The sequence below is a fragment of the Pseudomonas sp. MF09156 genome (genome assembly GCF_059862305.1).
Genome location: NZ_JCBCUR010000020.1, coordinates 52,185 through 65,122, shown reverse-complemented (window position 1 = coordinate 65,122; position 12,938 = coordinate 52,185). Strand labels below are relative to the sequence as shown.

At 63.4% G+C, this 12,938-nt stretch carries 10 protein-coding genes; all 10 read right to left on the bottom strand.

The window, feature by feature from the left end; all coding sequences use genetic code 11:
* Window positions 1–2: 2 nt before the first annotated feature.
* The 10 genes from pgaB to AC19YY_RS27105 all read right to left on the bottom strand — a co-directional run bounded on the left by pgaB (window position 3) and on the right by AC19YY_RS27105 (window position 12,795).
* Complete coding sequence (gene pgaB, locus AC19YY_RS27150) at window positions 3–2,003, bottom strand: poly-beta-1,6-N-acetyl-D-glucosamine N-deacetylase PgaB (RefSeq protein ID WP_170042295.1); 2,001 nt, start codon at window positions 2,001–2,003, stop codon at window positions 3–5.
* Between the two features lie 12 nt (window positions 2,004–2,015).
* Window positions 2,016–4,466 (bottom strand): poly-beta-1,6 N-acetyl-D-glucosamine export porin PgaA, encoded by a 2,451-nt coding sequence (pgaA, locus tag AC19YY_RS27145; protein WP_500605132.1) that lies wholly within the window; start codon window positions 4,464–4,466, stop codon window positions 2,016–2,018.
* A gap of 311 nt (window positions 4,467–4,777) precedes the next feature.
* The gene (locus AC19YY_RS27140; RefSeq protein ID WP_169953981.1) at window positions 4,778–6,274 is read right to left on the bottom strand and encodes a YdgA family protein; all 1,497 of its coding nucleotides are present in this window, start codon (window positions 6,272–6,274) and stop codon (window positions 4,778–4,780) included.
* A 231-nt stretch (window positions 6,275–6,505) separates the two neighbouring features.
* Window positions 6,506–7,138, bottom strand: a complete 633-nt coding sequence (locus AC19YY_RS27135; protein WP_169953982.1) for an NADH:ubiquinone oxidoreductase subunit N — start codon at window positions 7,136–7,138, stop codon at window positions 6,506–6,508.
* Between the two features lie 81 nt (window positions 7,139–7,219).
* The gene (locus AC19YY_RS27130) at window positions 7,220–8,668 is read right to left on the bottom strand and encodes an efflux transporter outer membrane subunit (RefSeq protein ID WP_170058204.1); all 1,449 of its coding nucleotides are present in this window, start codon (window positions 8,666–8,668) and stop codon (window positions 7,220–7,222) included.
* On the bottom strand, window positions 8,665–9,555 hold the full coding sequence (locus tag AC19YY_RS27125) for an efflux RND transporter periplasmic adaptor subunit (RefSeq protein WP_169953984.1): 891 nt from the start codon (window positions 9,553–9,555) through the stop codon (window positions 8,665–8,667). Before AC19YY_RS27125 ends, AC19YY_RS27130 begins: the two co-directional genes overlap by 4 nt.
* Complete coding sequence (locus AC19YY_RS27120; protein WP_029298814.1) at window positions 9,552–9,761, bottom strand: DUF1656 domain-containing protein; 210 nt, start codon at window positions 9,759–9,761, stop codon at window positions 9,552–9,554. Before AC19YY_RS27120 ends, AC19YY_RS27125 begins: the two co-directional genes overlap by 4 nt.
* Window positions 9,758–11,836: an FUSC family protein gene (locus tag AC19YY_RS27115; protein WP_500605131.1), complete on the bottom strand. Its 2,079-nt coding sequence runs from the start codon at window positions 11,834–11,836 to the stop codon at window positions 9,758–9,760. Before AC19YY_RS27115 ends, AC19YY_RS27120 begins: the two co-directional genes overlap by 4 nt.
* Complete coding sequence (locus tag AC19YY_RS27110) at window positions 11,833–12,264, bottom strand: MarR family winged helix-turn-helix transcriptional regulator (RefSeq protein ID WP_169953986.1); 432 nt, start codon at window positions 12,262–12,264, stop codon at window positions 11,833–11,835. The genes AC19YY_RS27115 and AC19YY_RS27110 overlap by 4 nt, the downstream gene beginning before the upstream one ends.
* 288 nt (window positions 12,265–12,552) lie before the next feature.
* Complete coding sequence (locus AC19YY_RS27105) at window positions 12,553–12,795, bottom strand: DUF2789 domain-containing protein (protein WP_169953987.1); 243 nt, start codon at window positions 12,793–12,795, stop codon at window positions 12,553–12,555.
* Between the last annotated feature and the right edge of the window lie 143 nt (window positions 12,796–12,938).

The window sequence follows — 12,938 nt, the reverse complement described above, 5'->3', positions numbered from 1 at the left end:
AGTCAAGGATTCCATTTGTTGGAAAGGGCCGGACGCACGGTGTTCAGATCCGGCGAATTCTCCAGGAAGTTGTCGGGGTAGTAGCCAAAACTGCTGGCACCCTGGCGCTTGAGCACACCCATCCACTCCGCCATTTGCACGCCGGAAATGTCCGGGGCGGCTGGAGTGCGCCAATCCTTGGCCTGTAGCTCGAAGACCGTGCGTTGCATCGCACCGGGCCGGGCCTTGACCGTGGCCACGAGCTTTTCCAACCAGGCGTTGGAGTTTTTCAGCGACTGGCCTTCCATCAAGGGCATCGCCATCGGCGCGGTCCAGTCGTAGTGCTTGAGGAAGTCGTCGAGGTTCTGCGCAAACCAGGCTTCGCTGGCCGGGTTGAGCATCGGCTCGGCGAAGATATTGCGCGCGGTGAGCACTTCCGGGCCGCGCAGGGTGCGGACCTTGGCGGTCAGTTCATGGGTGAAGTCGATCAGGTAGCGACTCTTGAAACGGGTCCAGCGCTGCATCGCCTCAGGGTCGGCACGCAGCGCCTGGATGCTGCCCGGCAGGCCGTTGGCGGCGTAGGTTTTCAGGGCTTGGGGGCTGGCGTCTTCAAAGTCCGAGAGCACGGCGTCGTCGTGGAACAACACGCCGTGGATAGCGCTGGTACGGGCCAGGTCTTCGTAGATCTCACCGATGACTTTGCGCACCTGGGGATCGAATGGCGACAGGCGCTGGTACTGTTTCGGGTCGACGGCCACTTTGCCGGTGGCCGGGTCCCAACGGCTGACGCGGGGCAGCTTGGGGTCCAGGGCAAAGCTGAGCACGGGCATCCAGGCGTAGACCTTGACCAGGCCGCCACGTGTGTGCAGCTGCCAACTGACGCGGTTGAACAGGTCGGCACGCATCGGCAGATGGCGGTTGGGGAAGTACAGCGAACGCGCCAGGCCATCACCCTTGGGGTCGGCGAAGGCCTGAAGGAACACGGTGTCGACGCCCATGTCCAGCACACGCTGGACCAGCGCATCGAGGTTGCGCGCTTCCTGCGCCTTGTCCGGGTCGTAGACATGATCGAGGTCCACATGCAGCACGCGCATCGGCGCTTTGACCTGCGCCGAGACCATGCTGTTGGCGAAGTCCTCGCCGTACGGGTCGTTGTCCACCAGAAAGCGCGGGCTGCTCATCAAGTTGCCGAGGTTATCGAGGCCGTCCTCCAGGGTCAGGGCCATCTGGTAGCCCTGCTCACCCACCACCGCCAGGGAGGTGCCATCCGCCGCCCCATACGGCCATACCCATACACGCGGGGCCTTGCCGGTAACGGCGCGGATCTTGTTGGAAATCGCCGCGACGTCGGCGCGCATCCGCGCCTGGAACTGCGCTTCGGATTCATAACTGCCGGTGACCGGGTCATAGCGCCGGGTGGCGGCGGCCGGTTGCAGGTTGCCCTGGGGGTTGGCCAGCACGCCCTTGTGGTTGGCGTCGGTGTGGGCAGCGATTTCCACCAGGCCCGATTGCGCCACTTCGCGCACTTGTTGCCAGGTCAGAAACTCCGCGCGGTCACGCGGCACGCCGGCAAAATCCACCGGTTGGTTCAACGGCGTGTCGACCCAACTGCCCACCGGCGCCAGCACAGCCGGCCACTGGTAGGCACGCAGGATCGGCATGACACGGGTGTAGAAGCTCGAATAGCCGTCGTCGAAGCTGAGCATGACGGCTTTGGCCGGCAGCTCTGGCCCGCCGGCGCGGGCGGCGAGGACCTGGTCGACGCTGACCGCCTGGTAGCCGTTCTCGCGCAGCCAGGACAACTGTTCGATCAGGCGTTCGGTGCGCACCGCCACCACTCTCTGGTCGGGGTCACGGTCGTTGACATCGTGGTAGGCAATGCCCAGGAAATGGTTTTTCGGCCACGGCGCTTCGTTGACCGGTTTGAGTCGTTCAGCAGGTGGCGTAAAAGGCGCGGGCGACTGGGCACAGGCACTGCTCAGCAGAAAGCCCAGGGCCAGCAGGCAACGGGAAACAAGGGTCATGATCGGACTCTTCTAGAAACGGTAAGTGAGGTCGACGATCAGGCGCACATCGCTTTCGCGCTCACCGTCATAAGGTCGGTTGATCCAGCTCAGGTTGGCGCCGGTCTCCAGTACGTCGTTCCAGCGATAACGCTGGCCGTAACTGAGCAAACCAATGGCGCCGGTGGCGTAATCACGCTGGCTGTAGGTGCCCGCACCGGCCTGGAACTGCTGACTCCACTGGGTTTCGTAGCGGTGATAAAGCACATGGTTGACGCTCACCGTGGGCAGCACGCTGAAGTCTGAGCGCGGGTTGAAATACGCCGCTTCTTCCTTGCTGTTGCGGCTGGTGGCGACTTCCAGGCCAAGGTCCACTTGCACGCCCGGCGAGCGGTAGACGCCCTCACGGCCGATGAGCGACGCTTCGACACGGTCGTTACCGTCACTGAAGTGGGATGGGCTCAGCGCCAGTTTCCACTCACGGCTCTCGTTGGCGCTCCAGCGGATAAACCCGCTACCGCCGTTGGCGGTGACGTTGGCATTGAGCGCGCGCAACGGCGTGCTGGCGGCCAGGTAGTCAAGGCTGCCCCCGTACTGCCAGTGGTCGTTGATGTCCCGGGCAATCGCCAGGCGCGCGCCTTGCTTGGTGCCTTTGCCGTAGGAGTGATTGGAGACTTCGGCCTCCAGGGTCATATCACGGGTACGCCGCTCCACCCCCAGGCGCTGCCAGCGGTGGTGGCCGGTGCCTTCTTCAAAGTCGGCGGTGGCGTAGCCGATACCGCCGAATATCCGCCAGTCTTCATCGATGGGCGGGCTGTAGAGCAGGGTTTCGATCCCCCAGTCGCGACTACCGGAGACCGCCCCGCCGCCATGGCTTTTGCCGGTTTCGGCCTCGATGCGCAGCTCGGCCATCTCATGCACCTTGCGCAGGCGCTGCAGGCGTTGGACCTGGCGATTGTCCGGGGCGCGGGCGACCACGTCATCGGCGAGCACATCGAGCTGGCGCCACTCCTGCAGATCCAGCGCGTTGTAGCCTTGGGAGACTTCCAGGTCGATATGGCGCGGGTTCTGGTTTTCGGCGTTCTTGAGGGCAACTTCGGCACGCCGCGGCCAGGCGCGGGCGCGGAACATGTCCGCCTGGGCCACACGCATGCCGACATTGCCAGGCGAGGTGCGCACCAGGGTTTCCAGGCTTTTTTCACTGGTCGGCAGATCGGCGCCGTAGGTCGCGGCCTGGGCCGCCAGTTGCTGGGCGGCCAACCATGCATCGTTGGGGTTACCGAGGGGCAGGCCCTTGAGTTCAACCCGAGGTTTTTGCGTGCTCGCCAGGTCGTTTGCGACGGCGCGGGCTTCGCGGGTCTGGTCGTTTTCCAGCAAGGAGTAGTACAGCGCGGTGCTGTCGACCACTTGGTTGCTGGGGTCGGCGTCCGGCGCAATCACCGCCTGGCGATACAGCGGCGCAGCCTTTTCCGGCAGGCGTTGATCGAGGTAGGCGGCGGCCACCCAGCGCAGGGCGTAGTTGGGCAGTTGCACGCCTTGAGCTTGCAAGGCTTCGTAGTCGTGGAGCACCTCGGCGGTACGTGCGCGAGCCTTGAGCGCGCCCAGGCGGTCGATGCGCCAGCGCACCACATCATCATGGGCACTGGCGTCCGGGGTCCAGGTGGCGAGCAGTTGGTCGTAATCCTTGAGGGCGCGGTCGGCGATCACAAAGCGTTCGCTTTCACTGCGCGTCGGGAATTCAGCCAGGCGCACGCGTTCGGCAGCCAGGTCACCTTCCAGGCGGCGCTGGGTCACCGGGTCCAGCAGGCCGGGGTGGCGGGCGCTCAGGCGCAGGGCCGGTTCCGGCATACGTGCACGTTGCAGGGCGATCAGGTATTCGCGCACCACCTCGGGCTGGTTGCCGGCGCGGATAAACGCCTGGTCGAATTCGAACAGCGAATCATAGGGCTGCCCGGCACGGGACAACGCGTAGCCCAGGGCCATGCGGCGCTGGACATCCTCAGGCTTGGCCGCCACCAGGGTGCGCGCACGCTGTACGGCCTCGGCGGTTTTGCCGCCATCGGCCAGGGTCATGGCCAGGCCCAGTTGCAGGTCCGGGTTGCTCGGTTCACGCAGCAAGGCCTGGCGATACACCGCCTCGGCGGGCGCCCAACGCTGTTGATTGCGGTAGGTGCGGGCCACGGTGGTCAGCGCTTGGGTGGTCAGTTGGCGCTGGCGCCCCTGGGTCTCATAGACCTTGAGCACTTCGTCATCCTGGCGCGCCCAACTGGCAATCAGCAGGTGATCGCTGACCTGGCCAGAGGTCTGGCGCTCGGCAGGCAATTGGCGCAGCAGGTTGAGCGCCGGCGTGTAGTTGCCGGTACGGGCCTGGCGAATCAGGGAATCATAGGCAGGATCGGCCACGGCCAGGGTCGGCAGCAACAAGGCGGCACCGATCAATAGACGCAGGCGGCCAGGGCCAGAGGGAGAGAAATTACGCAACATGTCGTCAGCTTCCTTACTTGGAAAGCTGTAGCGATAGGTTCGCCTGTACAACACGCATCAGGCCGCCGGTGTCTGATGACCCGGCCAAGCTTTCCTGGGGCGCAATATCCCTGAGAAGGATATGGAATAGGGCAAATCAGGACAATTGTTCAGAATCGTCCTACAAACCGGTGGAGATCAAATGGGGGGCTTGTGTGGGAGCTGGCTTGCCTGCGATGGCATCACCTCTGTTTCACTGAAACACCGAGGTGATGCCATCGCAGGCAAGCCAGCTCCTACACAGACCGTATTTCTACAGGGGGCGGGCGGCCTTACTGCGCGCCGCTGACCGCACCCAGTTTGCCCAGTACGCCGCCGATAAACTGCTCGACGGTCATTTTCTGGCCATTGAAGGTCACTTCATTGTTGGCGTAGTGCAGCTTGGCCAGGATGTCGTTGCCTTCCAGGGTCGCCAACTGCGTGCCAACAGCCATGCCGCTGACCATCTCGCTGGCCATCTGCGATTGCTGCTCGATGGCTTTCGGGTCGGTCACGCCACCGATCTGCGCTTGCAGGGCAGCCACATCAGAGATCATCGGCTTGGACAGGGTCAGGTTGGCATCCAGCAGGGTGATCATCTGCTTGGCCAGTTCAACCGGCGGCAGCTCCATGGTGGACGGCTTGGTCAGGTCCACCACCAGGTTGAAGCGGCTTTCGCCATTGGCGGTCTTCAGGGACAGGTTTTCCAGGGCCACCTGCGGCTTGGCGGCCAGCAGCAGGTCAACGTTGGCCTGGGCCAGCACCTGCTCGGCTTCGCTCAGTTGCAGTTCTGGGATCGGTTGGCCGGCAGCCTGGGCAGCCTGCACCGGTTGCATCTTGTCCTGATAGAGCTTGGTCAGCACCATGGTCGATGGCACGTCGATGTTCTTAACGCTCACGGCCATGGCCGCCGAACCCACGGGTTTGCCCTGGTATCCGATCTCGGTGATTTTGTAGTCGACGCGACCGCTGAGGTTGTTGTCCTTGGTATCGCTGCTGTCTTTCTGCTCAAAACCTTTGACAGTCAGCACGGCTTGTTCCGGGCCAAAGGTGAACGTGCTGTTGCTCAACACGACGGTATTCTGGCCGACATAAAAGCCGAAGTTGCTCTTGGTCAAGTTACTGGCGAGGGTCAAGCCATTGAGCTCTGCCTGGAACGGTGCCCCCTTGGGGTCGACCAGGGAGACCTTGAGGGCGTCCATGTAACCGTCGACCTTGATCTCTGTCGCCTTTTCGGTGTTGAAGTAGTCCATGTTCAGGCCGGAGAAGGTGACACTGGTGGTGCCGTCCTTGTACTCCAGGGGCAGCAGCTCCAGGTTGCCGTTGACCGAACGGTTGAAGCCGATGTTGGCCACGCCCTTGACCGGCGAAACGTCCTTGGTGGCGGCGAACCATTTTTCGGTGGTCGGGTTCTTCTCAAGCGCCAAATGGCTGGTAGCCAGCACCGGCCACCACTTCAGGGTTACCAGGCGCGAGAAGGGCAGCGGGCCGTGTTCGATACGGTCGACAAACAGCAGTTCGCTGTCTTTGAACTGTTCACCGAATGCCGCACCTTCAGCCTTGAGACGGAAGTGGCCGGTGCTGCTGAACCAGCCGCGGTCCAGGGAGACCATCTCCAGGGTCATGCGGCCATCGACACCGGCCAGGGAGCGTTCCATCTCCTTGTTGGCGTCTTCGATCGTGGTTTTCAGCACCCCTTCCAACTGGCTGCCGGTGTACCAGGCACCGCCAGCACTGACCACGCCGACGGCGGCAACAAAACCCAAGAGTACAACGGCTGATTTATTCATGAAGTGTCCTGATCCAATCCTGTGCGAAGTGGGCTGTCTTCCCTGAACCCCGAAGTGGGGCGTCGGCTCAAGCCCGCCGAAAATCGGGGCAAGGTTAGCACTGGCAAGGGGGCTTGTCGCAAGGCCCGCCATACACACGCCCCCGGCTTGCCGGCGATGGCGGCCGAATGGGCGGCGCAGGGCTCAAGGTCGTCTCGCCGGCAAGCCGGCGCCTACAGGGGGCGGTGGGGGTCAGGAGTATTCCATCTCGATCTCGTCGAGCTGGTGATCGAAGCTCTTCAGCCGTGCGGTCCAGGTGTACACCAGCACTTCAAACTCGCGATGAATCACCGCATTGCCCGGTGTGTCGGCCTTGGGGTCGTAGAAGTCCAGCTGGTAACGCTCGCGGGCCATGGCGGTGGCAACGTCTGACAGCTCCCGGGCGTTGTTCAGCCAATGCCGTCCTTCAGCCACTTGCCGGTCGAGTACCACGCATTGTTTCTTCAACGCTTCGAGGCTTTTTTCCAGGGGGGTGCCGGTCAGTTCGCCCATGACTTCCTGGAACGTACGCCCCGGCTGCCAGTAGCTGCCCCAAAAATAGCGGTCGAACACGGTTTCGACCCGGCGCAGGGCAACCTTGGTGTCCCAGATCGCCACCCGCGTCTTGCCTTGCTCGAGGATTTTCTTCTGGGTCCGCTGGCCCTGGTACGACGCCCAGGCCACCACGCCCACGGACAATGCGGCGATCAACGCGCAGGCGCTGTCGAGGAACACCATGGCCTTATCCAGTTGATGGGCCAGCATGACACCGTAGAAGTAAGTCGCCGATAACAACACCAGTGCGAAGAGCACGCACCAGAAAGCGGGAGCATAAGGGTTTTTCATTATTGGAATCCCCATGAGCAACGCAGGCAGTGATCAGCGGGCCATCACGCAAGCCCGTCTGATCAAAGCATAGCAACCGCCTCAGGGTTTGCCGGGTTCCGTACCTTGCGTTCGTCCGCTTTCCCAACCGCCGCCCAGGGCCAGGAACAGGTCGATCTGGCTCATTGCCACCTGGCTATTGGCCTGGGCCAGTTGCGCGCGCATATCGGTGTAGGTGCGCGTGGCCTGCAGGTCGGCGAGAAACGACTCGCGGCCGGCCTGGAAGAAGCGGTGCGTCTGGTCGGCGGCCTGTTGCGCCGACTGCTCGGCCTCGGCCAGGGCATCGCGGCGCTGCAATTGGGCGGTGTATTGCGCAAGCCCGGTCTGGGTCTCGCGGATGGCATTGAGCACCACCCCGTCAAAGTGCGCCAGGGCGCCCTGGGTCGCGGCTTCGGCTTCATGGATGCGCGCACGCGAGCCGTTGGATGGCACCGTCCAGCTCAACAAGGGGCCGAAACCCCAGCGGTTGGTGGCCGGTTTGCCGAGGTTGTCGATAATGCCCACGGTGCCAATGGAGGCGCCGATGCTGATATCCGGGTACAGCTCGCCGGTGGCCACGCCAATGCCCGCCGTCGCCGCCGCCAACCGGCGTTCGGCCTGGCGCACGTCGGGGCGGCGCTTGAGCAGGGTTGCGCCGTCGCCCACCGGTAGCAGTTGGGCAATCTGCGGCAACTGGGCGCAATCGCGGGTGCCAGTAGGCAATTGGTCCAGGGGCTTGGCCAGGAGCATCGACAGGCGGAACAACCCCGCCTGGCGCGCCGCCTCAAAGCGCGGCAGTTCGGCGCGCAGAGACTTGAATTGGGTTTGCGAGCGGGTGACCTGGGTTTCATCGCCCCGCCCGGCATCGCGCAGGCGCTGGGTCAGGCGCGTGCTCTGGGCTTGCAGGTCGAGGGACTGTTGGGCGATGTGCAGCTCTTCGTTGGCCGCGCACACCTGTGTGTAGGAGCGCACCACGTCCGCCACCAGGGTGATGCGCGCGGTATCGACGGCAGCCTGGGTCGCGTCGGCATTGGCCTGGGCGCCTTCGATGCCGCGCTGCAGGGTGCCGAACAGGTCGAACTGATAGGAGGTGGTGATGCCGATATCACCGACATTCGCCACCGGCACTTTATTGGCCTGCAAAAAGGCCTCGCCGGACTCCTGCAAACGCTGGGCGCCAAGCTTGACCCCACCGCTCCAGCCGCCCGCCGATTGCGCTTCCTGCACCTGGAAACGCGCCCGTTGCAGGTTGGCTGCCGCCACGCGCAGGTCGGTGTTGGAGGCCATGGCCTGGCGCACCAGTTCATCCAGGCGCGGGTCCTGGTATAGCTTCCACCAGTCGGCGGGCACCGGGGCCGAGACCACATGACTGCCCTGCCCGGCCAATTGGCCTTGCAGGTCGCCACGGTTGATCGCCGCTTGGTCCGGCAACTGGTAATCCGGGCCTACCACCTGGCAGGCCGACAGCAGCAGCCCCAGCCCCAGCCCTGCGGTCGCCAGCAGTTGCTTCATGGCTGGTCTCCGGCCTTGGGCTGGTCATCGATGATCGAGACGGTGGCCGTGCGCCCGGCGATCATGCGGAAATCCGCCGGCACATCATCAAAGGCAATACGCACCGGAATCCGCTGGGCCAGGCGCACCCAACTGAACGCCGGGTTGACGTTGGGCAGCAGGTTGGAGCCGCTGGTGCGGTCGCGGTCTTCGATGCCGGCGACGATGCTCTGCACATGCCCGCGCAAGCGCGCGTTGTCGCCAATCACGCGGATATCCACGCGTTGGCCGACATGGATGCCGTCCAGCTTGGTCTCTTCAAAGTAGCCGTCGATGTGGAAGGAGTTGCTGTCCACCACCGACAACACCGGGCGCCCGGCGGTCACGAACTCCTGGGCCCGAGGCGCACGGTCGTTGACGTAGCCGTCTACCGGGCTGCGGATCACCGAGCGGTCGAGGTTGAGCTGGGCGCTGTCCACCGTTACCTGCGCTTCGGCCAGGGCCGACTGGGCGCGGGCCACGCGGGACTGGCTTTCTTCCAGTTGCTCGCTGGCCACCAGGTTGCCCAGGCCACGGTTGCGCTTGGCTTCGCGCTGGGCCTGGGCCAGGGTTTCCTGGCGGTCGGCCACGGCCGCCTGGGCCTGGCGCAGGGCGAGCTTGAAGCGGTCCTGGTCCACCGAAAACAGCACCTGGCCACGGGTTACCAACTGGTTGTCGCGCACGTCCACTTGCTGGATCAGCCCGGACACGTCCGGGGCGATCTGCACGATGTCGGCGCGGATATGCCCGTCGCGGGTCCAGGGCGCGAACATGTAGTACATCACCATGCGCCAGACCACGACGCAGGCGAAGGTCACTACCAGTAATGTCAGGACCACACGGCCAATCGTCAAAAAAGGTTTTTTCATGTCATCAGGTATCGACTGAGTGAGTCCACAGCGCCCAGCAACAGCGCGTAGAGAGCCACATTGAATAATGCCCGGTGCCAGACCAGGCGATAGAAGTGGACGCGGTTCAACAGCCCGTGCACCACCAGGTAAAAGCCATACGTAATGCCCATCAGCACCAGCAGCGTGGGCAGGAATACCCCGCTGATATCCAGGTCACCGATCATAGAGGCGCTCCATCGGGTAACGGCGCGTCCATCTCGCCTGTGCTGACAAACTCCACACCCGGCAACAACGCCAGGCGCAGGCCGCTGAGGGCATGCAGCAGGTGCAGGCGGGTTTCGCCCTCGCCTTGCAGGCCCTGGCCATTGAGGGCGCGGCGGGTGCGGTCCAGGGTCATCAGCAGACCGCTGGGAGCCGGCAGGCGTTCACCGGCCTTCAGGCACGCCTTGAAGTACTCGCCAACCTCGGCCACCACCTGGTCGAGCAACACCCGTGGCACGCCGAGGATGCGGGGTGCGTAGGCCAGCAGGTCGAGCAGGTTCAGCGCCACGCGCAGCTCGCGCAGGGCGACGCCGGTGTCCTGGCCGGTCATGGCCAGGCGCGGCAGGTGCTGCATCAGGCGGTCGAGCATTTGCACGCCCAGGCGCCGGTGCTCGGCGAGGGTCGCCGGCTGCGTGAGCCCGACGATATCGCGCCAGCTGAAACGGGTCAGGCGCTTGGCCGCCAGTTCGGCGCCAAAGGGCCGCGCAATCAGAGTCCAGACAAAGGCAAACAGCAAGCCCACGGGGCCGGCGAGGTTGGAGTTGGCGAAGCTCAGAAAATCCGCGTCATAGGCGCCCTGGATGCTGATAAAGGACGAGGTGTTGACGATGGTCAGCAGCATGCCCAGGTAGAAGCGCGGTTGCACCGTCAGGGTGCCGACCCAGATAAAGGGCACCGCGAACGCCAGCACCAGCATCGGGAAATCATGCAGGTTGGGTAGGATCAGAAACAGGTAGAGGCTGGCGAACAGCACCGACATCGCGGTCCAGAAAAAGAACCGGTAGATCTGCGGCGCCGGGTCGTCCATCGAGGCGAAGAAACTGCACGCTACCGCCGCAAGGATCACCGCGCTGCCGCCGTCGGTCCAGCCCAGCAGAATCCACAGCACCGAGGCGACGATGATCGCGCTGACCGTGGAAAACGCCGAGTAGAACATCAGGCCACGGTCAAGAAACGGCGTCAGCCGGCCCAGGCGCCAATGGCGGTAGACCGCGCGCCACGGGGCCTGGCTTTCGCTGTGGATGGCAGCTTGCAGGCTGCGGCAGTCTTGCCACAGGTCGATCCACTCGCCAAGGCGATACAGCGCGTTGGAAAACAGCAACTGATGGCGATCGTCCAGGGCCTCGGCGTCGGGTTGCAGGGCTTCGAGCTGGTCACGCAGGGCGCGCCAGCGTTCCACCGACGCCTCACTGGCGGTGCTTTGCAGCCACTCGGTGGTGGCCGCCAGCAGCGGCGCAAACATGCTGACCAACTCCGGGGTGCGGCGCTCCAGGGCATACAGCGCGTCATCCAGGGCATCCACCACCGGCAACAGATGGATCATGCGCCCGCGCAGTTCCTTGGTGTTGCGCACCGTTTGTGGCCGCGCGCCTTCGTGGGGCAGTTGGCCGATCATCAATTCCAGGGTGTTGAAGGTCGCGACCATGCCGCCGCGCAGGCTGCTGACTTCTTCGGGCTGCACATTACGCGTGAGGAAGCGCTGGCTGTAGACCGTCGCGTCGGCAAACCATTTGCGCACCGAATCATCGAACACCGGCGCCAGGCGCCGTGGCCAGAACATCGCGCCGACCACCGCCGCCACGGCGATGCCAAGGAAGATCTCTTCGGTGCGCGCCTCGGCCACATCCCACACCGCCAGGGGGTTATCCACCACCGGCAGGGCGATCAACGGCAAGGTGTAACCCGCCAGCATCAACGCGTAGCTGTTGGCGGTGCGCAAATGCAGGGACAGAAACAGCAGAATGCCAGTCCACAGTGCAATCACCACCACCAGCAGGAACGGCGTCTGCACAAACATCGGCACGAAAAACACCGCCGCCATCGCCCCCAGAAAGGTGCCGATCGCACGGTACAAGGCCTTGGAGCTGGTGGGCCCGACAAACGGGCTGGAAACGATATACACCGTGGCCATCGCCCAATACGGACGCGGCATTTGCATGAGCATGGCGATGTACAGGGCAATCATCGAGGCGGCGAAAGTGCGCACGCCGTAGAACCAATCCCGGGCCGGCGGCATGCCGGTAAAAAATCCGTTCAAGAAGCCACGACCACGGGCGGCTGGCTGGCGTCTTCGAAAGCGCGCAGTACCCGCAACGCTGCCTCCAGGTCGGCAGGGGCAATATCTGCCAGCACTTCACGGCGCAGGCGCACCAATTGTGCTTCAACGGCCTGTACCAACTCCCGGCCCCGTTCGGTCAGGCTCAAGGCCTTGGCGCGGCGGTCGTGCAGGTCTTCGGCGCGGCACACATAACCTGCGCTGCACAGTTGGTCCAGCAGGCGCACCAGGGATGGGCTTTCCATCCCCGAGGCCTGGGCCACCTTGACTTGATGCACGCCGTCGCCAAGACGGCCGATCATCAGTAAAGGCACCGCACAGGCTTCGGAAATACCGTAGCTCACCAGCGTGGTCTGGCAGATTTTGCGCCAGTGACGGGCGCCTGCGACCATGCTGCTGCTGAGGCTCATATGTAGGGTTTCGAGGGTTTGGGGCACGAGATCATTCGCATACAGTTAGTTTGCTAACTATCAATATGATCAAGGAATGGAATCTCGTCAAGTTTTGATACAAATTCACAGATAGGCGGTGGGACACCCACATACCGCGTCACCCTGTGGGAGCTGTCGAGCCTTGGCGAGGCTGCGATGGCAGTGGCACTGCGTGCATGGATGGTGGCTCACCCACCGCTATCGCAGCCTCGCTGGGGCTCGACAGCTCCCACATTCGATTGCCGTTGTCTTGCACAGTGCGTTCGCTTAAGCACGACCGCTGCGCAGCAGCACATTCAACTCATCCACCACTTCCGCCCAATCCGCATCCTCCAGGATTTCTTCGCGCAAAAACGCCTTCTGGCTCGGCGTCCAGAAAAACGCATCTTCGAGTTTCAACTCTGCCTTGAGCGGTGAATGCACGGCGACAAAACGCTCAATGCTGATGGCGTCATCGGCCAGTCCGAGCTGTTTGAACAACGACGGCAGGCTGTGAACAGGCGATTCCATGACAACTCCAAGACGAGGTAATTGCCCACAGTCTAGACCGATAAAACCCACAGATTGGCGGCCATACGTGCAACATTTTGCAATGTTCACGTTATCATCTTCACCTTCCGCCCAGCGGCATCCACGGACTCCCGGAATAAGGA